We start from the raw sequence: 21,009 nt of genomic DNA, 5'->3' as shown, positions 1-21,009 counted from the left end.
TCGCTCATGCCGACGCACCCACCGGCGGCTCGTCGAGCAGCGGCGCGGTCTGGTCGTCCTCACCGGCGGCCCGGGGCAGCAGGAACGCGTGCCGCGGATCCCAGTGCGCGGTCACCGCCGTGCCGACCGCCAACTGACCGCCCAGCCCGCTGTTCGCGGCGAACGCGGTCAGCTCGCTGCCCCACGCGGTGCGCACCAGGTACTGGGTGCTCACCCCGACGTAGGAGGCGTCGCTGACCACGCCACCGACGTGCTGGTGTCCGGCCGGCACCCGGTCCGGGTCGTCGACCAGGTGCAGCTTCTCCGGACGTACGCCGAGGAAGGCCGGCCCGTCGGTGAGCCGGGCCCGGCCGGCGGGCACCGAGAAGCGCGAGCCGTGCGCCGTGACCAGCACGTCGTCGGCGGCGCGCCCGCCGGCTTCGGCGGCGAGCAGGTTGGACTGGCCGAGGAAGTTCGCCACGAACGCGGTGGCCGGGTACTCGTAGATCTCGGCGGGCGCGCCGAGCTGCTCGATCCGGCCGGCGTTCATCACCGCGACCGTGTCGGCCATCGTCATGGCCTCCTCCTGGTCGTGGGTGACGTGCACGAACGTGATGCCGACCTCGGTCTGGATCCGCTTCAGCTCGATCTGCATCTGCCGGCGCAGCTTCAGGTCGAGCGCGCCGAGCGGCTCGTCGAGCAGCAGCACCTGCGGGTGGTTGATGAGCGCCCGGGCCAGCGCGACGCGCTGCTGCTGGCCGCCGGAGAGCTGGGCCGGGCGGCGCCGGCCGTACCCTTCGAGCTGCACCAGCGCGAGCATCTGCTCCACCTGGTCGCTCACCTTGCGGATGCCGCGGCGGCGCAGCCCGAACGCCACGTTCTCGTGGATGTCCAGGTGCGGGAAGAGCGCGTAGCTCTGGAACACCGTGTTGACCGGCCGCTTGTACGGCCGCAGCCCGGCGATGTCCTGCTCGCCGAGCAGCACCTGCCCGCTGGTCGGCTGCTCCAGCCCGGCGATCATCCGCAGTGTGGTGGTCTTGCCGCAGCCGGACGCGCCGAGCAGGGCGAAGAACGAGCCCTGCGGGATGGTGAGGGTGAGGTCGTCGACGGCGGTGAAGACGCCGAACCGCTTGGTCAGGTCGACCAGGCGCAGGTCGCCGGCCGGGGTCTGCTGCCCCTTCACGCGCCGATCACCTGCTGGAACTTGGTCTCGTACTCCTTCTCCTGCGCCTCGTCGAGCGCCATGAAGACCTTGGCTTTGGACAGCATCGAGTCGTCCGGGAAGATCAGCGGGTTGCTCGCCAGGTCCGGGTCGATCTTCTCCATCTCGGCCTGCGCGCCCTGCACCGGGCAGATGTAGTTGACGTACGCGGCCAGCTTCGCCGCCACCGCCGGGTCGTAGTAGTGGTTCATCAACGCCTCGGCGTTGGCCTTGTGGGTGGCCTTGTTCGGCACCAGCATGTTGTCCGACCAGAGCATCACGCCGGACTCGGGCACCACGAACTTGATCTTCTCGTCGTCGAAGCCGAGCTGGACCACGTCGCCGGACCAGCCGATGCACGCGGCGATGTCGCCCTTGGCCAGATCGGGCGCGTAGTCGTTGCCGGTGAACCGCCGGATCTGCTTGCTGTCCACGGCCTTCTTCAGCTTGTTCAGCGCGTCGTCGAACTGGGCCGAGGTGAACTTGGCCGGGTCGTGGCCGAGCGACTGGAGCAGCAGGCCGATGGTGTCGCGCATCTCCGACAGCACAGTCACCTTGCCCTTGAGATCGGGGCGGGTGAGCAGCTCGTCGACGGTGCGGATCTCCTTGGTGACGTTCGCGTTGTACGCGAGCCCGGCGAGACCGGACTGCCACGGGACGGCGAGCTGGGTCTCGGCGTCGAAGGAGCGACCGCGCAGCGACTGCAGCAGGTTCGCCTCGACGTTCGGCATCTTCGACTTGTCCAGCTTCTGGACCCAGCCGAGGCGGATCACCCGGGCAGCCATCCAGTCGGTGAGCACCATGATGTCCCGGCCGGTGCTCTGACACCCGGCGAGCTGGTTGCGCACCTTGCCGAAGAACTCGTTGTTGTCGTTGACGTCCTCGGTGTACGTCACCTGGATGCCGGTGGCGGCGACGAACGCGTCGAGCGTGGGGCGCTTGGACTCGTCCTTCTCGTCGGTGTCCATGTACTGCGGCCAGTTCGAGAAGGCGACCTTCTTCTCGGTGGCGGACAGATCCTCGCTCTTGCAACCGGCTTCGGTCTGCTGGGCGCCCTTGGTCCCGCAGCCGGCCAGGGCGCCCGCGGTGGCGAGCAGTGCGGCCGAGCCGACGGTCCCGGTGAGCAGACCACGCCGGGTGAGGGTCCGAAGGGGACTACGCATGTGACGACTCCTTGGGGGGCATCGTCGGCGGCGGGACGGGGGGCGGCACGCCGGCGGGAGGGTCAGTGGCGATGGACGACTGATCCTGACATGAGAAAACCTCTCTCACAAGGGATTCCGTTGCTGGAATAGCCAGTCGCCACGAAATACGCCAGACTGCGCGGGGCACTACGCTCGATACGAAGAATCGGACACAAGGAGCGTCGATGGTCAACCGGCACCAGGAGAACGCCAACGGCGGCCGTCGGGTCACCGTGCGTGAAGGCGCCAATCACGTTCTGCTCGACGACGTGGCGAAGCAGATCATCGAGCAGCTCCAGGAGGACGGGCGCCGCCCGTACGCGAGCATCGGCAAGGCGGTGGGCCTCTCCGAGGCGGCGGTACGCCAGCGGGTGCAGCGGCTGCTCGACGCGGGCGTCATGCAGATCGTCGCGGTCACCGATCCGCTCCAGCTCGGCTTCCCCCGCCAGGCCATGATCGGGCTGCGCACCGACGGCGACCTGGAGTCGGTGGCCGACCGGCTGGCCGAGTTCGAGGAGATCGACTACGTGGTGATCACCGCCGGCTCGTTCGACCTGCTGGCCGAGGTGGTCTGCCGCAACGACGCGCACCTGCTGGAGATCCTGCAGAAGCTGCGCGGCGTGCCCGGAGTGCTCTCCACCGAGGCGTTCGTCTACCTGAAGCTGCGCAAGCAGACCTACAGCTGGGGCACCGCCTGATGCGGATTCCGTTGACAGCGCAGTGATATGGCGCTGAATCCGTCGCGGTTAAGCTTCTTCGCTTGCCTTATCGGCACCGCCTGTGGGATAACCGTGGGCAGAGCGGCCGGTGTCACCCCTGACCGGCCCGAGACCCGATGGGGCTGACATGGCCAACGCCACCGACCACCTGTGGATGCACTTCACCCGCATGGCGAGCTACCCCGCCGGCGAGGTTCCGACAATCGTCCGGGGCGAGGGCGCGTACGTCTGGGACGCGCAGGGCCGCCGCTACCTGGACGGGCTGGCCGGGCTGTTCGTCGTCAACGCCGGCCACGGCCGCGCCGAGCTGGCCGAGGCCGCCGCCAAGCAGGCCGGCGAGCTGGCCTACTTCCCACTCTGGTCGTACGCCCACCCGAAGGCCGTCGAGCTGGCCGAGAAGATCGCCACGCTCACGCCCGGCGACCTGAACCGGGTCTTCTTCACCACCGGCGGCTCCGAGGCCGTCGAGGCGGCGTGGAAGCTGGCCCGGGCCTACTTCAAGCGCACCGGCAAGCCCACCAAGCACAAGGTGGTCAGCCGCTACATCGCCTACCACGGCACCTCGATGGGCGCGCTGTCGATCACCGGCCTGCCCGGCATCAAGACCGACTTCGAGCCGCTGGTGCCCGGGGGCATCAAGGTGCCGAACACCAACTTCTACCGCGCCCCCGAACACGGCGACGACCCCGAGGCGTTCGGCCGCTGGGCCGCCGAGGAGATCGGCCGCGCGATCGAGCGGGAGGGGCCGGAGACGGTCGCCGCCGTCTTCCTGGAGCCGGTGCAGAACTCCGGCGGCTGCTTCCCGCCGCCGCCCGGCTACTTCGAGCGGGTACGCGAGATCTGCGACGCGTACGACGTGCTGCTGGTCAGCGACGAGGTGATCTGCTCCTGGGGCCGGCTCGGCGAGTACTTCGGCGCGGTGCGGTACGGCTACCAGCCGGACATCATCACCACCGCCAAGGGCATCACCTCCGGCTACGCCCCGCTCGGCGCGATGATCGCCAGCGAGCGGCTGATGGAGCCGTTCCTCACCGAGACCGGCATGTTCGCGCACGGCGTGACGTTCGGCGGCCACCCGGTCTCCTGCGCGGTCGCGCTGGCCAACCTGGAGGTGTTCGCCCGGGAGGACCTGATCGGGCACGTCCGGGCCAACGAGGGCGCGTTCCGGTCCACCCTGGAGAAGCTGCACGACCTGCCGATCGTCGGCGACGTCCGCGGTGACGGCTACTTCTACGGCATCGAGCTGGTCAAGGACAAGACCACGCGGGAGACGTTCGACGAGGCCGAGTCGGAGCGGCTGCTGCGCGGCTTCCTGTCCACCGCGCTGTTCGACGCCGGGCTCTACTGCCGGGCCGACGACCGTGGCGACCCGGTGGTGCAGCTCGCCCCGCCGCTGATCGCCGACCAGCAGCACTTCGACGAGATCGAGCAGATCCTGCGCGCGGTGCTGACCGAGGCGTGGTCCCGGCTCTGACGCCGATGACCGGTTACCGGCACCTCTCGTACTGGCTGTCCAGCCTGGACGAGCCGCTGACACCGCGACCCGGGTTGCCCGGCGACACGGACGCCGACGTGGCGATCGTGGGCGCCGGGTACACCGGGCTGTGGACGGCGTACTACCTGGCCGAGGCCGACCCCACGTTGCGCGTCGTCGTGCTGGAGCGGGAGATCGCCGGGTACGGCGCATCCGGGCGCAACGGCGGCTGGTGCTCGGCGCTGTTCCCCACCTCGCTGCCGGCGCTGGCCCGACGCCACGGCCGGGACCGCGCGCTCGCCCTGCAACGGGCCATGCACGACACGGTCGGCGAGGTGGGGCGGGTCACCGCCGCCGAGGGCATCGACTGCGACTGGCGGGCCGGCGGCACGGTGACGCTGGCGCGCAGCGAGGTCCAGCTCGACCGGGCCCGCGCCGAGGTCGACCAGGCCCACGCGCACGGGCTCACCGACGACGACCTGACGCTGCTGGACGCCGCCGAGGCCGCCGCGCGGTGCGACGCCGAGGGGGTACGCGGCGGCACGTACACCCCGCACTGCGCCGCCGTGCACCCGGCGAAGCTGGTCCGGGGCCTGGCGCGGGCGGTGGAGCGCCGGGGCGTACGCATCCACGAGCGCACCCCGGTGACCGCGCTGCGGCCGGGCGCGGCGGTGACACCGGCGGGCGTGGTCCGGGCGCCGGTGGTGGTCCGCGCGACCGAGGGCTACACGCCCGGGCTACCCGGCCAGCGGCGCACGGTGGCGCCCGTCTACTCGCTGATGGTGGCCACCCCGCCGCTGCCCGAGGAGACGTGGGCGCGGATCGGGCTGGCGGAGCGGGAGACGTTCTCCGACTACCGGCACGTCATCGTGTACGGCCAGCGCACCGCCGACGGCCGGCTCGCGTTCGGCGGGCGGGGCGCGCCCTACCACTACGCCTCCCGGGTGCGGCCGGGCTTCGACCGGGAGCCGCGGGTGTTCGCGGCGCTGCGCCGGACGCTCGGGGAACTGTTCCCGGTGCTCGGGCCGGACGTGCCGGTGACGCACGCCTGGGGCGGGCCGCTCGGCGTGGCCCGGGACTGGGCCGCGTCGGTGGGGCTGAACCGCCGCACCGGGCTCGCCTGGGCCGGCGGGTACGTCGGTGACGGAGTGGGCACCAGCAACCTCGCCGGTCGTACGCTGGCCGACCTGATCCGCGGCGTGGAGACCGACCTCACGGCACTTCCCTGGGTGGGCCACCGCTCCCCGCGCTGGGAACCGGAGCCGCTGCGCTGGCTGGCGATGAACGCCGGCCTGAGGATCATGTCCTCAGCCGACCACACCGAGCACCGTACGTCCCGCACGTCCCGCCGAGCCGACCTCTTCAACCGCTTCCTGGGCCACTGACCCCGGGTTCCCAATCCGTTGATCAAGGAGTTTGTGTCTCCCGGACACGGTTTCCTTGACACAAACTCCTTGATCAACGCGCGGAGGGCGGCGGGGTCGGTCAGTGGTGGGGTGGGATGACCCGGAGGTGGCCCCGGCGGCCCTGCTGGTGGGGGGCCTGGGGCTTGGTGGTGGGTTCGTCCTCGGGGGGACGGGGCGGGGCGGGGCGGGCGGCCTCACGGACCGCCTCGGCCAGCGCCACCAGGTCGTCGGTGGTGGGCGGCGGCGGCTCGAACTCACCCTCGTGCCGCACCACGTCCCAGCCGCGCGGGGCGGTCAGGCTGCGGGCGTGCGGCTCACACAGGTCGTACGTGTGCGGTTCGGCGAACGCGGCGAGCGGGCCCACCACCGCCGTCGACTCGTTGTAGACATAGGTCAATGTGGCGACCGCTTGCCGGGGGCAGCCGTTACGGGAGCAGCGCCGTGGTGACCTCACGGCGGCAGGGTATCCCCATTACCGGGTCCGGCGCACCGCTTCGCGTTACGACACGCCCGTCATGGTGATCACAATTCCTCCGATCGGCTCCCCGGCGCGCCGGACAGCCGCGCGGCGACGGGTGGACCGCCACCCCGGGCTACCCTGTCCGTCATGACGAGCCCGCAGAACCGCCGCCCCGGCTCCGGCCGGCGCACCCACCGTGACCGGCACGGTCGCGGGCTGCGCGGGCGGCTGGTGCCGGCCACCGTCCCGCTGGCCCGGACGAAGGCCGAGGTCTTCGACGACCTGGTGCTCGACACGGTGGAGACGCTCGAACGCCGGTTCGCCAAGGAACTGGCCGGGGTGGAGTTCGCGGTCGAGGACGTCCCGCCGGATCTGAACGTCTACGACTCGGACGTGCTGGAGGACGGCGAGGTGCCGCTCGCCCGGCTGCTGCCCGGGCGGCCCGGCCGCCAGGAGGTGCCGCCCCGGATCGTGCTCTACCGGCGGCCGCTGGAGTTCCGCGCGATGGACCGCGAGGATCTCGCCGACCTGGTGCACGACGTGATCATCGAGCAGGTGGCGAATCTGCTCGGGGTGGACCCGGACGAGCTGGCCTGACGCCGCCACCCGGCCGGCCCCCGCCGGCCGGACAGCGACCCGGGCCCGGGCGGCCCCCACCGCCCGTCGGCCCGTACGTGGATCAGGCGGCGACCCGCCGCTTGAGCTTGCGCCGCTCCCGCTCGGAGAGGCCACCCCAGATTCCGAACCGCTCGTCGTGGCCGAGCGCGTACTCCAGGCATTCCGTCTTCACTTCGCACCGCGAGCAGATGCGCTTCGCCTCGCGGGTCGAGCCGCCCTTCTCGGGAAAGAACGCCTCCGGGTCGGTCTGCGAGCAGAGCGCCCGCTCCTGCCACTCCGGCGCGTTCCCGAGCAGGTCGGCCACCTCGAGCTGGCCGTCCATCGATTGCCTCCTTGTCGCGCACCGGCGTCATTCGCCGCTGCAACCCCCCACGCGAAAGGCGTGCCTGTCCGTACGGTCACCATTTGTTGCGTTCCGTGCGAACAACCCCATTCAAATTACACGCGTGTAATGCGTGCGCCGTCAAGCCAAACTTGATAATGGAGTCGCCCTCCCGACACGTCCGGGACGACCGCCGCGGTCGCCCGTAGCCTCGCAACCTGCCCTATCGATTCAGACCCCGGACGAGTAACGCCCTCCCCGGCGAGTTGCCGGAAGTTTTCTGCCGTGGCGCACCGCCGGCGGGCCGGCCGGACGCCCCCGCCGGCCGCTCGTACCAAGATCAGAATTGGTGGGCCAAAGGGTAACGCGCTCGTTGCGGTACCGCCCGCCGAGCCGTCCAACGCCGACTGCGCCCCGTCCACCATGTGGACAGGGCGCAGGCGTCGGCGCGGTCGCCGGTTCAGTCCACCCGGGCGGGTGAGCTGGTCGGCCAGACAAATTCGGCGATACACCCACCGGTAACAGAGATCGCGCCGGCCGATGTGTTCTCGTCCCACCAGACGGTATAGACACCCGCCTCCAGATCCGGGTAGACGGCACTGTGGAAGACCCCGTCCAGGACGTGCCGCTCGCGTACCGCGGAGTGGGTCCGCGGGCTGTCGAGGTCCGCCCGGCTGATCTCGATTTCCCGGCCGTGCAGGTCCCGGCCGGTGTGGATGATCAGCGCGCCGCGGTCGCCGCCGAGGTCGAGCACGACGCTGCCGACCTCCGACGGGCCGAGATCGTGATGGTGTGACATCCGCGTCTCCCGTCAGGACTTCTTCGCCTGCGGGTTGCCGAACCCGTCGTACGGTGTGCCGAGGAACGGGAAGTCGGCCAGGAACGGCGCGGTGACGTCGGCCGCGCTCAGACCCGGCGTGACCGCCGCGGCGGCGGCGTCCGGGCGGAACGTCTTGTCGACAAGTGGCACGGTCAGTCCCGCGATGGCACGCAGCGCGATCGTCACCACGTCGTCGGCGACGCGACGGCCGTTCGGGTAACCGGCCAGGTCGCCGCCTAGCACGCCGAACCGGTCCGGTGTGCGGCTGGGCCGGATCGCCGTGTTCAGCCGCAGCATGTCCGCCTGGACGTCGCCGGTGGTGTTGGCGAAGCCGTCGATCAGTCCGGCCGGGATTCCGGTGAGCAGGATCGCCACCAGGTCGGCGCGCGGCTTCTTGGACTTGTTCAGCGCGTCCAGATTTCCGAACACGCCCGGGTACAGCGCCGGCAGCAGCGCGGCCAGCTCGGGCCGCTCGACGAACCCGGCGAAGCGCTTGTCCTCCGACGGCGGCAGCGTGTTCCAGACGTCCTTCCTGGACATCGGCACGATGACCTCGTTGAACAACGGGTTACCGAGCCGCGACACCTGGGTGAACGGGCCGGCGGCGGTGTCCGCGGAGACCCGGTCGCCGAGCACCCGGACCTGCTGGCGGGACGCGCTGGTCCACACCCCGATGGTCGAGGCGCGGTCGGCCACGCCGTAGCGGGCGGCCTTACGGCGCACCTGGTTCAGCGGCACCTGCACGGCGATGCTGTGCACGTTCAGCCGGTCCAGCGCGTTAACCGGCTCACCCTCGGCCTGGAACAGCTTCTTGCCGGCCACGTGCAGCTGCTGGAACGGCCGCAGCGTGCCCAGGTCGAACACCGCGCCCAGGTCGACGAAGAAGCCGTCGGCACGCTGGCCGGCGAACACCTTCTCGCCGGTGGACAGCTTGAACGTCGCCTGGCGTACCAGGTTCTGGTACTTCGGGGTGGACAGCGGCCCGACGTTGCAGGGCGGGCAGGGCAGCTTGTGCGCCAGCACCCGCGCGCGGCCGTCGGCGATCCGGGTCAGCCGGTAGAACTGCCGCCGGTTCCAGTTCTTGCTCTCCAGCGACTCGATCGGCCCGGTGTTGTAGAGAAAGCTGTTCTGGTTCGTGATCTCCGTGGTGAATTCGAAACGATAGGTGACGTCCGGATTACCGTCGCCGTCGTTGTCGATGTGAATCTCGTACCGGACGTCGTCGCCGAACTCGAAGAAGTTCGGGCCGCCGGAGGGAAGTTGCAGCGGCACGTAGTTGGCGATCAACGTGACCGTGTCCGGCTGGCTCGGCGTGACGAACGCGTACAGGTCGGAACTGTCGGCGACCGGATCCTTGGCGATCTCCGGGGCCTCGCGGTGAGAGGACATGGCGGACGCACCTTCGTCGGGAGAACGGAAGACGGAACCGGCGCCGGGAGCCCACGCCGGTGGAGGGGTGGGATCAGCGCCGGCCGGCGGCGCGCACCAGGCGGTCGGCCAGACCGCGGTCGCGGATCTCGACCCTTGTCGTACCGACGAAGACGTCGATCGCGCCGGTGGCGGCGTCGCGGAGGTGAGCCACGATCGGCTCGTCGCGCCGGCTCGCCGTGGGGGAGTTCTGCGCGGCGGACAGGCCCGGCACGGTGAGGGCGGCGGCGCCCAGCGTCGCGCTCGCCGCGGCGGTGAGCGTCTGCCTGCGGGTCAACCGCGGCCAGGTCCGCCGTTTCTTCGGCGCGTCGGTGGTCTCGTCAGTGCTCATCGGCAACCTTTCCGGACCGGCGCCGCAGCGCCGCAACGGGCCCGGGACGCCCGGACACCGCCGGGCCCCGGTTCTGGGGTCACCGGCGGCGGTCCTCGCCGAAACCGCCGCCGGCATCCACAGGTACGGCAGGCGACGGGGAAAGGTTCGACCTCAGGCGCCGGCGTGACCGTACGCGGTCGTCCGCTTGCGGAACGGGCGGCCCGCGGCGGTGGCGATGGCCCGCAACTGCTCCTCGGTACGGGCCGAGCCGTTGCCCGAGCCGGCCATCCGGGAGATGGTCTCCTCCATCAGCGTGCCGCCGAGGTCGTTGCAGCCGCCACGCAGCATCGCCACCGTGCCCTCGTCGCCGAGCTTCACCCAGGAGCACTGGATGTTGCCGATCCGCCCGTGCAGCAGCAGCCGGGCCATCGCGTGCACCGCCCGGTTCTCCCGCCACGTCGGACCCGGGCGGGCGATGCCGGCCAGGTAGATCGGCGCGTTCGTGTGCACGAACGGCAGCGCCACGAACTCGGTGAACCCGCCGGTACGGTCCTGCACCCCGGCCAGCACCCGGAAGTGGGCCAGCCACTGGCCCGGGTGGTCGACGTGGCCGTACATCATCGTGGAGCTGGACCGGATGCCCAGCTCGTGCGCCGTGCTCACCACCTCGACCCAGGCGGCGGCCGGCAGCTTGCCCTTGGTGAGCACCCAGCGCACGTCGTCGTCGAGGATCTCGGCGGCGGTGCCCGGGATGGTGTCCAGCCCGGCCTCGCGGAGCTGGAGCAGCCACTCCCGCACCGGCACGCCGGCCTTCGCGGCGGCGGTGACGATCTCCATCGGGGAGAACGCGTGCACGTGCATGCCCGGCACCCGCGCCTTGATCGCCCGGACGATGTCGGCGTAGCCGGTGACCGGCATCTTCGGGTCGATGCCGCCCTGCAGGCACACCTCGGTCGCGCCGGCCGTCCACGCCTCCTCGGCCCGGTCGGCGACCTGTTCCAGGGACAGCCGGAACGCGTCGGCGTCGCTCTCCCGCTGGGCGAACGCGCAGAACCGGCACCCCACGTAGCAGACGTTCGTGAAGTTGATGTTCCGGTTCACCACGTACGTCACGTCGTCACCCACCGCGTCCCGGCGCGCGTCGTCGGCGAGCCGGCACAACTCGTCCAGCGCCGGGCCGTCCGCGCCGAACAGCGCCAGCGCCTTCGCCTCGTGCGCCGGCGTCAGCAGCGCGGCCGGGTCGTCCGCGGCCAGCCGCAGGCCCGCGCGCAGGTCGGCGTCCGCGCCACCGGCAAGGGGTACGCCCGCGCGCGCCTGCGGCGCCACCTTGCCGGCCACCTCGGCCCAGTCGCCGTACACGCTGTCGAAGTCGCCCCGCCGGTCCTCGGTGCGGCCGGTGACGTCGATGGTGGCGTGCAGGTCGGTCCGGCCGCCGTAGGTCTCCTCCGGCTCCTGCCAGGGCTGCCCCACCGGGCGGGCCTCCTCGACCGCGAGCCCGGTGGCCGGGTCGGCGAGCGCCGTGACGTGCGGCAGCAGGCGCGGGTCCAGCCACGGGCCGCCCGCGCGGACGTACTCCGGGTAGACGGTCAGCCGCTCGCGCAGCGTGAACCCGGCACTCGCGGTACGCGCCGCCAGCTCCTCCAGGTGCGGCCAGGGGCGCTCCGGGTTGACGTGGTCGGGCGTGACCGGGGAGACGCCGCCCCAGTCGTCGATGCCGGCGCGCAGCAGCAGGTCGTACTCGCCCGCGATCAGGTTCGGCGGAGCCTGGATGCGGGCCTTCGGGCCGAGCAGCACCCGGGCCACCGCCACGGTGGCGGCCAGGTCGTGCAGCTCCGCGTCCGGCATGCCGCGCATCGCCGTGTCCGGCTTGGCGCGGAAGTTCTGCACGATCACCTCCTGGAGGTGGCCGTACTCCCGCATCGCGCGGCGGATCGCGAAGATCGCGTCGACCCGCTCGGCCCGGTTCTCGCCGATGCCGATCAGGATGCCGGTGGTGAACGGCACCCCGACCCGGCCGGCGTCGTCGAGCACCCGCAGGCGGACCGCCGGCTCCTTGTCCGGTGAGCCGAAGTGCGGGCCGCCCGGCTCGGACCAGAGCCGGGTGGCGGTGGTCTCCAGCATCATGCCCATGCTCGGCGCGACCGGCTTGAGCCGCTGCAGCTCCGACCAGGTGAGCACGCCCGGGTTGAGGTGGGGCAGCAGGCCGGTCTCCTCCAGCACCGCCACCGCGCAGGCGCGCAGGTAGTCCAGCGTCGAGTCGTACCCCCGCTCGTCCAGCCACCGGCGGGCCGCCGGCCACCGCTCCTCCGGCCGGTCGCCGAGCGTGAACAGCGCCTCCTTGCAGCCCTGCGCGGCGCCCTCGCGGGCGATCGCCAGCACCTCGTCGCGCTCCAGGTAGGCGGCGGGCAGCCGGTGCGGCACGGTCGCGAACGTGCAGTAGTGGCAGCGGTCCCGGCAGAGCCGGGTCAGCGGGATGAAGACCTTCTTCGAGTACGTGACCACGCCCGGCCGCCCGGCGTCGCGCAGCCCGGCGTCGCGGACCTCACCGGCGATCCGGAGCAGTTCGTCGAGCATCTGCCCGCGCGCGGCGAGCAGCGCGCCGGCCTCGTCGGCGTCGAGCGCCCGGCCGGTGGCGGCCCGTCCCAGCGCCCGCCGGACGCTCGCCTCGGTCGGTTCGGGGTCGCTGCGATCAACCATCCGCCCAGCCTATGCGCTGCCGGGCGACAGGCCGCCCGCGCCCGCTCGCGGTCCGGGCAACGGGACGGCCCGCGTGGCCCGCCTCACAGCGGGACCGGCGCGGGCCGTCGGGAGCCTGCCGTCGGGCGGGCGACGGCGCTCCGTCGCCCGCCGCGCGGCTCAGCGGGGCTGGTTCGGGTCCTCGCGGTCGAACCGCTGGGTGCGCTCGTCGTCGGCGGCGGGCGTCGACGCGCCCGGTTCGGCGGACTGGCGCGGGATCGCCTGCGTCGGGTCGGCCGACGGCGGCTGGCCGAACGGCGGCGCGGACTGCGGCGAGCCGTACTGCGGCGCCTGCTGCGGACCGGCGAACGGCGAGCCGGCCTGCGGGGCCGACTGCGGGTCGGCGAACGGCGGGCCGGACTGCGGGGCGTGCGGCGGCGCGGTGTTGAACGGCGGCGCCGACTGCGGCTGGCCGTACTGGCCGGGCTGCTGCGGCCAGCCGGGCGGCGGCGAGCCAGCCTGCGGGTAGCCCGGGCCGGGCTGCTGCGGGTAGCCACCCGGACCGGGGTAGCCGCCGGGCTGCCCCGGCTGCTGCGGCCAGCCGGGCTGGGCCTGGCCGTACACGCCCGGCTGCGCCTTGGGCTTCGGCACGTAGTAGAGCGTGCGCCAGATCTTGAACACCACGAACGCGGCGACCGCGAAGAGCGCCAGCCAGGCAGCGCGGGTCAGCAGACCGAGGAACGCATCGAGCACCTCACCGTCGGCGAGCCGGCCGACCAGCCAGATCAGGAACGTCAGCGCGCCGAACACGGCGGACACGGCGTACTCGACCAGCGCCACCTGCGTGATCAGCTTGGCCTTCGGCACGACCGGGCGGATCACGGTGGCGATCAGGACGGCGAGCAACGGCAGGACCGTCGCCTCCAGGCCGACGAAGCTGAAGTACGTGCTTCCCGCCCGGCCGCTGAACGTGCTGTAGTCGTCGACCGGCACCAGCAGGCGCAGCAGGCCGACGAAGAGCAGCACGGCGTTGGCGCCGAGAAGGACGAGCGCGGCCAGTTCGCGCAACGGCTTGATCAACTGGCTGGCCTGCGCGGCGTCGCCGGACGCGGGCTCGGCGGGGCTGGTCACGGACTCCCCCAGGGGACGAAAGCGGACAGTTGCCGAAGTGAGCGTAGTCTCTCCGGCCACCGAGCGATCGACGGCGGCACGTGCGGAAGGATGGACGCATGCGCATCGTGGTTCTGACCGGCGGCATCGGGGGCGCCCGTTTCCTGCTCGGCGTACGGGCGTACGCCCGCGAGGTGGGCGCCGAGGTGACCGCCGTGGTGAACGTCGGCGACGATCTGCTGCTGCACGGGCTGAAGGTCTGCCCCGACCTGGACAGCGTGCTCTACACGCTCGGCGGCGGCGCCGACCCGGAACGCGGCTGGGGCCGGGTCGGCGAGACCTGGACGGTGAAGAACGAGCTGGCCGCGTACGGCGCGGAGCCGAGCTGGTTCGGTCTGGGCGACAAGGACATCGCCACCCACCTGGTCCGCACCACGATGCTCAACGCCGGCTATCCGCTGTCCCAGGTCACCGAGGCGCTGGCGGCGCGCTGGCAACCGGGCGTACGGCTGCTGCCGGCCACCGACGAGCGCCTGGAGACCCATGCCGTCGTCACCGACGAGCAGGGGCGGCGCGCGATCCACTTCCAGGAGTGGTGGGTGCGGTACCGCGCCGACGTACCCACCGACCGGTTCGTCTTCGTGGGCGCCGAAGCGGCGAAGCCCGCGCCCGGCGTGGTGGAGGCGATCGCCGCCGCGGACGTGGTGCTGATCGCGCCCAGCAACCCGGTCGTCAGCATCGCCCCGGTGCTGGCCGTGCCCGGCCTGCGCGACGCGGTGACCGGCGGGCCGGCCCCGGTGATCGGGGTGTCACCGATCATCGGCGGCGCGCCGGTACGCGGCATGGCCGACCGCTGCCTCGCCGTGCTCGGCGTGGAGTGCAGCGCGGCCGGGGTGGCCGGCCTCTACGGCGCCCGGTCCACCGGCGGGCTGCTCGACGGCTGGCTGGTGGCGCCGGAGGACGAGGGCACGGCGGTGCCGGACGTGGTGGTCCGCGCGGCGCCGCTGCGGATGACCGACGAGGCGGCGACCGCCGCGATGGTGCGCGCCGCGATGGAGCTGATGTGAGGCTGGAGATTCTGCCGGTGCAGGGCATCGGCGACGTGACCGAGGGCGACGACCTGGCGGCGCTGATCGCCGGCGCGGCGCCGTGGCTGGGTGACGGCGACGTGCTGGTGGTCACCAGCAAGATCGTGTCGAAGGCGGAGGGCCGGCTGGTCGACGTGCCCGCCGACGGCCCGGAACGGCTCGAGGCGCGGGACCGGATCCTGGACGGCGAGACCGCCCGGGTGGTGGCGACGCGGGGCGCCACCCGGATCGTGCAGACCCACCACGGGTTCGTGATGGCCTCCGCCGGCATCGACGCGTCGAACGTGGACAAGACCCGCCTGGTGCTGTTGCCGGCCGACCCGGACGCCTCCGCGCGGGCGTTGCGTGCCGCGCTGCGCGACCGGTACGGCCTCGACGTCGCCGTGATCGTCAGCGACACCATGGGCCGCCCGTGGCGCAACGGGCTCACCGACGTGGCGCTCGGGGTGGCGGGCATGCCGGCGATCCGCGACCACCGGGGCGAGGTCGACCCGTACGGCAACGAACTGTTCGTCACCCAGATGGCGGTGGTCGACGAACTGGCCGGCGCCGGCGAGCTGATCAAGGGCAAGTGCGACCAGGTGCCGGTCGCGGTGGTCCGGGGTTATCTCGGCACCCCCCGGGACGACGACGAGGGCGCCCGGGCGCTCGTCCGCGACGCCTCGATGGACCTGTTCTCGCTCGGTACCGCCGAGGCGCGCGCCGCCGGCCTGCGGGCGGCGGCGACGCTGCCGGACCGGGCCGGGCCGGAGCCCGCCGACGCGGACGCGGTGCGGCGGGCGATCGGCTCGGTGGCCGACGTGGTAGCGCCGGGCACGACCTTCACGCACGTCACAGACGACGAGGTACGCGCCGGGCTCGCCGCCACCGTGCCCGGCTGGCCCGCCTCGGCCACCGGCCTGCTGCTCGGCGCGGCGCCGACCCCGCTCGACCCGGCGGACCTGGTCCGGTTCGGCGCGGACGTGCAACGCCTGCGCGCCGCGCTGGCCGCCGAGGGAATCGGTTCCGTCCTGCTCCCGCCCCCGGCCGGCAGCGCCGCCAGCGCCACGCTGGCGCTCTGAGACGGCCCGGCGGAGGTCAGGCGTCGAGGACGGCTCGGCCCAGTGGCGTCAGCGTGTGCAGGACGGTGTTGCGCTCGCGCTGACTGACCAGCAGCCCGGCGTTGCGCAGCACTGTGGTGTGCTGGCTGGCCGCGGCGGCGGAGATGTGCAGCCGGCGGGCCATCTCGCCGGTTGTGCAGCCCTCGTCGGCGGCATGCAGCACCCGCGACCGGGTGCGGCCGATCAGGGCCGCGAGCGCCTCGCCCTGCGGTGACCCGGCGGCGCCGGACGCCGGTGTCAGGCCGGCCAGCCGGTCCACCGGGTAGACGAGCACCGGCGGCAGGGTCGGGTCGACGAGCGCCACCGGGGTACGCGAGCAGAAGAACGACGGGACGAGCAGCAGCCCGCGCCCGTCCAGGTGCAGTTCCCGGGTGTCCGGATAGTCGAGCACCTCCAGCACGCCGGAGTTCCACCGCATGTTCGGACGCAGGCTGGCCAGCAGCCCTTCGGCGCCGCCGTCGAGCATGGCGCGGGCACGCCGGGCCCGGTCCGCCTCGACCGCTGCCTGCACCCGGGCCCAGTACGGCGTGACGGCCAGCGACTGGTATCGCGCCATGGAGTCGGTGAGGTGGTGCAGTGTCTCCGGCTCACCCCGGGCGAGCGCCGTCGCCGAGGGCGGCAACGTGGTCTCCTCGGCGAGCCGGGTCAGGTCGCGGCGCAGCATGTCCGTAGGGGTGCCGCGGACCGCGTCCAGCCCCACCTCGAAGCCCTCCCGGCTGGCGAACGGGGTGAGGAAGTCGGGGAAGTAGCCGCGCGGCGGGTTGAGCGCGAGGAGCAGGCGGTACTGCTCGGCGTCGCTGTCGGTGCGCAGCCCGTGCGCCACGGTCCGTCGCCATGTGGTCATCATCGGGTCGCGGCTGCGCCCCTGGAGCAGGTGCAGGCTGAGAACCAGCTCCCAGAGCGGGTCCGCGCGCGGGGCGACCCGGGTCCGCAGGACGTCTTCGCCCGAGAAAACGATCTTCAACATGGAGTGCTCCCGTGCGGACGGCGGGGGTGCCCGCCACGGCTCGACTTTACCCGCCGGCAGTAATCTCCATCTTTAAGCCTGAGGTGAAAGACCTCGACGGTGAGGTGACCGGTTCGGCAAACTCTTCCTTGCCCGCCGACGCCGGGGCGCAGTCTCGACCCGGTCGCCGGCTGACGGGCGTGGCCGGGCGGCACCACGAGGGTCTGCGACATCGTCGCAGGGGTGCCGCCCGGCCTTCGCTCATCCGCAGGTGGGTCGCCGCGCCGGCGTACCGTGGTGGCGCTCGTAGAGTGTCCGGGTGCCCGACACCGATCTCACCACGTACGCCGGCCTGCACGCCGACGCCGTCGCGGCGCTGAGCCGCTGGACGGCGACCAGCCCCGCCGCCGGCGCCGCCCGGGACCGGACGCTGGCGCTGCTGGCCGACGGGCCGGCGGCGATGAGCCGGACACACCGGGCGGGGCACGTCACCGCCAGCGCGCTCGTGCTCGACCCGGACGGCCGGGTGCTGCTCTGCCTGCACGGCAAGATCCGCAGGTGGGTGCAGCTCGGCGGGCACTGCGAGCCGGGCGACCGGACGCTGGTGGCGGCCGCGCTGCGCGAGGCCACCGAGGAGTCCGGCATCGCCGGTCTGACGATCGAGCCGGAACCGATCGACGTGGACATCCACCAGGTCGCCTGCCAGGGCGGGTCGTTCCACTACGACGTCCGGTACGCGGTGCTGGCCCCGGCCGGGGCGGTCGAGCAGGTGAGCGCGGAGTCCGAGGCGCTCGGCTGGTTCCCGCCGGACCGGCTGCCCGAGCCGCTCGCCCACGCGACGGCCCAGCTGGTGCCACCGGCGCTCGCCGTGCTGGCCCGTCGCGCCGCCCGCTGACCGGAAGCGGGCGGCCGCACCGGCCGGATCAGACCAGGCCCTCCTCGCCGCGTTCCTTCAGCTCGTCCACGACCTTCTTCACGTCCTGCGCGCGGTCACGCGGGCAGACCAGCAGCGCGTCCGGGGTGTCCACCACGATCAGGTCGTGCACCCCCACGGTGGCGACGAGCCGGCCGGAGTGCGACACCACGACCGTGCCGGTGGTGTCGTGCAGCAGCACGCCCGGCTTGGCGTCGCCGCCCAGCACCACGTTGCCGGCGCCGTCGGCCGGCAGCACCTCGCCGAGCGTGTGGAAGTCACCGACGTCGTTCCAGCCGAAGTCACCCGGCACGGTGCCCACCCGGCCCGCCGTCGCCGCGCCCTCCATCACCGCGTAGTCGACCGAGATCCGGGGCAGCGTCGGCCAGACCCGGCCCAGCACGTCGTCCTGCTCCGGGGTGCCCCACGCCGCCGCGATGGCGGTGATCCCGGCGTGCAGCTCCGGCTCCTGGCGGGCCAGCTCGGCGAGGAAGACGTCCACCCGCCAGACGAACATGCTGGCGTTCCAGAGGTGCCGGCCGGAGTTGACGTAGACCTCGGCCACCTCTGCGGCCGGCTTCTCCTTGAACTCGCGTACCGGGCGCAGCGTGCCGTCCCCCACCGGGTCGCCGGTCTCCAGGTAGCCGTAGCCGGTCTCCGGGCGGGTCGGGGTGATGCCCACCGTCATCAGCAGCCCCTGCTCCGCGCCGCGGATGGCCTGCCGCACCACCTCGGCCAGCCGGGCCGGGTCACCGATCAGGTGATCGGCGGCGAACGAGCCCATCACCGCGTCCGGCGTACGCGCGGCGATCACCGCGGCGGCCAGCGCGATCGCCGCGCAGGAGTCGCGGGGCGACGGCTCGACCAGGATGTTCTCCTCCGGCACGCCGGCCAGCTGCCGGGCCACCGCCGCGGCGTGCGCGGCCCCGGTGACCACGAGCGTGCGCTCGGGCGTGGTCAACGGCGACAACCGGTCGACAGTGGCCTGCAGGAGCGAGGCGGGGGTCCCGGTCAGCGGGTGGAGGAATTTGGGATGGCCGGCACGGGACAGCGGCCACAACCGTGTGCCACTGCCACCCGCCGGGATGACGGCGTAGAACATCAGCACATCATGCCCGAAGCGGGCGAGTCGTCACGGTCGGTCGGCCGGGGCCGTCCCGCCGGCCCTCAGGACCGGGCCCGTCGCCAGGCCGCGATGTGCACGTCCGCGCTGGACTCCCAGGTGAACTCCTTGGCCCGGTCGAACCCGGCCTTTGCCAGCGAGAGCCGCCGCGGCTCGTCGTCCAGCAGGGCGGCCAGGTCGGCGGCGATCTGGTCCGGGTCCTCGCTGGTGTACGCCACCGCGTCGCCGCCCACCTCGGGCAGGGACAGGCGCGGCGTGGTGAGCACCGGGGCCGCGCACGCCATGGCCTCCAGGATCGGCAGGCCGAAGCCCTCGCCGTAGGAGGGGTAGGCGGCCACGAGCGCGCCACCGAGGAAGCCGGGCAGGTCGGCGTAACGCAGGTAGCCCGGGCGCAGCAGCCGCAGGTGCGACGGCACCTCGGCCACCGCACGGTCGATGTCGTCGTCGTGCCCCTGCCCGCCCGCGACCACGAGCGCCGGCGGGTTCGGCCGGTCGGCCACCGCCCGCGCCCAGCCGCGGATCAGGTTGGGTACGTTCTTACGCGGCTCCTTGGCCCCGAGGAACGCGACGTAGCTGCTGTCGCCCAGACCCAGGCGGGCCCGCACACGCGCCTTCTCCTCGTCGCCGGGCGCGTGGAAGGCGTCCTGGTCGACGCCGTGATAGGCGACGTCGATCCGGGTCGGGTCGGCGTCCAGCAGCCGGATCAGCTCGTCCCGGGTGGCCTTGCTCGGCACGATCACCCGGCTGGCCCGCCGCAGCGAGGTCTTGATGGCGCTGCGGAAGAACGTCCGGCGCGACTTGTCGTAGTGCTCCGGCTCGGTGAAGAACGTCGCGTCGTGCACGGTGACCGTCACCGGGCATCCGGCCCGCAGCGGACAGGTGTAGAAGGGCGAGTGCAGCACCTCCGCGCCCACCTGCTGGGCCAGCAGCGGCAGGCCGGTCTGCTCCCAGGCCAGCCGCGCCGGCCGGTGCGCCACCGCCGCCGGGGCGGGGATCACCTCGGCGCCCGGCAGCATCCGGGTGTAGCGCTCCAGGTCGGTGCGGAGGCTCACCACCGCCAGGTCGACGCCGGTGCCGCAGACCCGGCCCAGCGCGCCGAGCAGTCCGTCGACGTATCTACCGACGCCGCCACGGTCGGCGGGGACACTCGTGGCGTCGATGAGAACGCGGGGCGGGCGACCGGCGGTCACGGGGCGGCTCCTCAGATGGCGCAGTTGTGGGGAAGAACACTGTCGGCAAGCGTACGCCGCGCCGGGCGCACAACGCTGACCGCGACCCGACGGTACGCCGACTTGACGTTGTCATCGAGTACGCACGCGGGGCGCGTATCGTTCGCGCCGATGGCCGACAACATTGCCCGGGTGTTCGCCGACGCGATCGCGCCGGACCCCACCCGACCGCTGCTGACCTGGTACGACGACGCCACCGGCGAGCGCACCGAACTGTCCGGCGCGACGCTTGCGAACTGGGTGGCGAAGACCGCGAACCTGCTCACCGACGAGATCGGCGCCGCGCCGGGCGACCCGGTCGGCGTGTTGCTGCCGCCGCACTGGCAGACCGCCGCCGTGCTGCTCGGCTGCTGGTCGGCGAAACTGACGGTGACCGACGCGCCGGGGCCGGTGGAGGTGCTGTTCGTGGCCGCCGACCGGGCGGACGGGGCAGCCGGGTGGCCGGCCGGCGAGCGGTACGCGCTGGCGCTCAACCCGTTCGCGCTGCCGATGCGGCAGGTGCCCGCCGGCTACGCCGACTTCGTGACGGCGGTACGCGGACACGGCGACCACTTCACGCCGTACCCCGAGGGTGGCGAGGGGGACGCGGCGCTGCTGGCCCGCGCGACGGCCCGCGCCACCGAGCTGGGCCTGACCCAGGGCGACCGCCTCCTGGTAGACGTGACCACCCACCCCGACCCGGTCGACTGGCTGCTCACCCCGCTCACGGCAGGAGCCAGCGTGGTGGCGTGCGCCCACCCCGACCCGACCCGCCTGGCTTCCCGCGCCGAAACCGAGAAGACCACCCACACCCTGCCCTGACCCTCGCCCGCCCTCTCCCCGTTGATCTTGCAGTTTCGGCCCTCGGGGCGGGTGATTCGCCCCGTTCGCCGGGGCAGAAAGTGCAAGATCAACGGGCGG

Annotated in this window: 20 protein-coding genes; 8 read left to right on the top strand and 12 right to left on the bottom strand. The window is 72.8% G+C overall.

Annotated elements, in window-relative coordinates:
• Positions 1–4 precede the first annotated feature (4 nt).
• The gene (locus tag J3R08_RS04515) at positions 5–1,162 is read right to left on the bottom strand and encodes an ABC transporter ATP-binding protein (protein WP_166457251.1); all 1,158 of its coding nucleotides are present in this window, start codon (positions 1,160–1,162) and stop codon (positions 5–7) included.
• A complete protein-coding gene (locus J3R08_RS04510) occupies positions 1,159–2,343 on the bottom strand; it encodes a spermidine/putrescine ABC transporter substrate-binding protein (protein WP_043326462.1) in 1,185 nt (394 codons plus the stop codon). The genes J3R08_RS04515 and J3R08_RS04510 overlap by 4 nt, the downstream gene beginning before the upstream one ends.
• 206 nt (positions 2,344–2,549) lie before the next feature.
• Here J3R08_RS04510 and J3R08_RS04505 point away from each other — a divergent pair, with 206 nt between their 5' ends.
• The 3 genes from J3R08_RS04505 (at position 2,550) to J3R08_RS04495 (ending at position 5,942) form a co-directional block, all read left to right on the top strand.
• Positions 2,550–3,062, top strand: a complete 513-nt coding sequence (locus J3R08_RS04505; RefSeq protein WP_030501361.1) for an Lrp/AsnC family transcriptional regulator — start codon at positions 2,550–2,552, stop codon at positions 3,060–3,062.
• 148 nt (positions 3,063–3,210) lie between these two features.
• Positions 3,211–4,557: an aspartate aminotransferase family protein gene (locus J3R08_RS04500; protein ID WP_043326464.1), complete on the top strand. Its 1,347-nt coding sequence runs from the start codon at positions 3,211–3,213 to the stop codon at positions 4,555–4,557.
• Between the two features lie 5 nt (positions 4,558–4,562).
• The gene (locus tag J3R08_RS04495; RefSeq protein WP_113972357.1) at positions 4,563–5,942 is read left to right on the top strand and encodes an FAD-binding oxidoreductase; all 1,380 of its coding nucleotides are present in this window, start codon (positions 4,563–4,565) and stop codon (positions 5,940–5,942) included.
• Between the two features lie 100 nt (positions 5,943–6,042).
• Here J3R08_RS04495 and J3R08_RS04490 read toward each other — a convergent pair whose 3' ends face one another.
• Positions 6,043–6,417 (bottom strand): DUF3499 domain-containing protein, encoded by a 375-nt coding sequence (locus tag J3R08_RS04490; protein ID WP_043326466.1) that lies wholly within the window; start codon positions 6,415–6,417, stop codon positions 6,043–6,045.
• Positions 6,418–6,570: 153 nt separating this feature from the next.
• On the opposite strand from J3R08_RS04490, the gene J3R08_RS04485 reads away from it, so the two are divergent.
• A complete protein-coding gene (locus tag J3R08_RS04485; protein WP_018787548.1) occupies positions 6,571–7,020 on the top strand; it encodes a metallopeptidase family protein in 450 nt (149 codons plus the stop codon).
• 82 nt (positions 7,021–7,102) lie between these two features.
• Here the strand turns inward: J3R08_RS04485 and J3R08_RS04480 are convergent, their stop codons facing one another.
• The 6 genes from J3R08_RS04480 to J3R08_RS04455 form a co-directional block, all read right to left on the bottom strand.
• Complete coding sequence (locus tag J3R08_RS04480) at positions 7,103–7,363, bottom strand: WhiB family transcriptional regulator (RefSeq protein ID WP_013284161.1); 261 nt, start codon at positions 7,361–7,363, stop codon at positions 7,103–7,105.
• Between the two features lie 460 nt (positions 7,364–7,823).
• A complete protein-coding gene (locus tag J3R08_RS04475; RefSeq protein ID WP_043326469.1) occupies positions 7,824–8,162 on the bottom strand; it encodes a hypothetical protein in 339 nt (112 codons plus the stop codon).
• 12 nt (positions 8,163–8,174) lie between these two features.
• Complete coding sequence (locus J3R08_RS04470; RefSeq protein ID WP_187694040.1) at positions 8,175–9,572, bottom strand: DUF4331 domain-containing protein; 1,398 nt, start codon at positions 9,570–9,572, stop codon at positions 8,175–8,177.
• Positions 9,573–9,645: 73 nt separating this feature from the next.
• Positions 9,646–9,942: a hypothetical protein gene (locus J3R08_RS04465; protein ID WP_030501355.1), complete on the bottom strand. Its 297-nt coding sequence runs from the start codon at positions 9,940–9,942 to the stop codon at positions 9,646–9,648.
• Positions 9,943–10,095: 153 nt separating this feature from the next.
• Entirely contained in the window at positions 10,096–12,621 is a 2,526-nt protein-coding gene (locus tag J3R08_RS04460) for a bifunctional FO biosynthesis protein CofGH (protein ID WP_113971995.1), read from the bottom strand.
• 159 nt (positions 12,622–12,780) lie between these two features.
• On the bottom strand, positions 12,781–13,731 hold the full coding sequence (locus tag J3R08_RS04455; RefSeq protein WP_043326476.1) for a hypothetical protein: 951 nt from the start codon (positions 13,729–13,731) through the stop codon (positions 12,781–12,783).
• A 98-nt stretch (positions 13,732–13,829) separates the two neighbouring features.
• Here J3R08_RS04455 and cofD point away from each other — a divergent pair, with 98 nt between their 5' ends.
• Positions 13,830–14,777 (top strand): 2-phospho-L-lactate transferase, encoded by a 948-nt coding sequence (cofD, locus tag J3R08_RS04450; protein WP_209960090.1) that lies wholly within the window; start codon positions 13,830–13,832, stop codon positions 14,775–14,777.
• On the top strand, positions 14,774–15,859 hold the full coding sequence (locus tag J3R08_RS04445) for a coenzyme F420-0:L-glutamate ligase (protein WP_209960088.1): 1,086 nt from the start codon (positions 14,774–14,776) through the stop codon (positions 15,857–15,859). Before cofD ends, J3R08_RS04445 begins: the two co-directional genes overlap by 4 nt.
• 16 nt (positions 15,860–15,875) lie before the next feature.
• Here J3R08_RS04445 and J3R08_RS04440 read toward each other — a convergent pair whose 3' ends face one another.
• Positions 15,876–16,865: a helix-turn-helix transcriptional regulator gene (locus J3R08_RS04440; protein ID WP_043326482.1), complete on the bottom strand. Its 990-nt coding sequence runs from the start codon at positions 16,863–16,865 to the stop codon at positions 15,876–15,878.
• A gap of 298 nt (positions 16,866–17,163) precedes the next feature.
• Between J3R08_RS04440 and J3R08_RS04435 the strand changes: the two genes are divergently transcribed.
• Positions 17,164–17,739: an NUDIX hydrolase gene (locus tag J3R08_RS04435; protein ID WP_209960086.1), complete on the top strand. Its 576-nt coding sequence runs from the start codon at positions 17,164–17,166 to the stop codon at positions 17,737–17,739.
• 28 nt (positions 17,740–17,767) lie between these two features.
• Here the strand turns inward: J3R08_RS04435 and J3R08_RS04430 are convergent, their stop codons facing one another.
• Both J3R08_RS04430 and J3R08_RS04425 read right to left on the bottom strand, forming a co-directional pair.
• Complete coding sequence (locus J3R08_RS04430) at positions 17,768–18,859, bottom strand: mannose-1-phosphate guanylyltransferase (protein WP_043330633.1); 1,092 nt, start codon at positions 18,857–18,859, stop codon at positions 17,768–17,770.
• Between the two features lie 65 nt (positions 18,860–18,924).
• Positions 18,925–20,070 (bottom strand): glycosyltransferase family 1 protein, encoded by a 1,146-nt coding sequence (locus tag J3R08_RS04425; RefSeq protein ID WP_209960083.1) that lies wholly within the window; start codon positions 20,068–20,070, stop codon positions 18,925–18,927.
• Between the two features lie 150 nt (positions 20,071–20,220).
• Between J3R08_RS04425 and J3R08_RS04420 the strand changes: the two genes are divergently transcribed.
• Positions 20,221–20,910, top strand: a complete 690-nt coding sequence (locus tag J3R08_RS04420; RefSeq protein ID WP_209960080.1) for a TIGR03089 family protein — start codon at positions 20,221–20,223, stop codon at positions 20,908–20,910.
• Positions 20,911–21,009 lie beyond the last annotated feature (99 nt).

The organism is Micromonospora sp. HB375, from assembly GCF_017872985.1.
In the GTDB taxonomy this organism is placed as follows: Bacteria; Actinomycetota; Actinomycetes; order Mycobacteriales; family Micromonosporaceae; genus Micromonospora; species Micromonospora chalcea.
The sequence above is the reverse complement of the archived record's forward strand: the minus strand, read 5'-3'. Positions and strand labels throughout refer to the sequence as shown.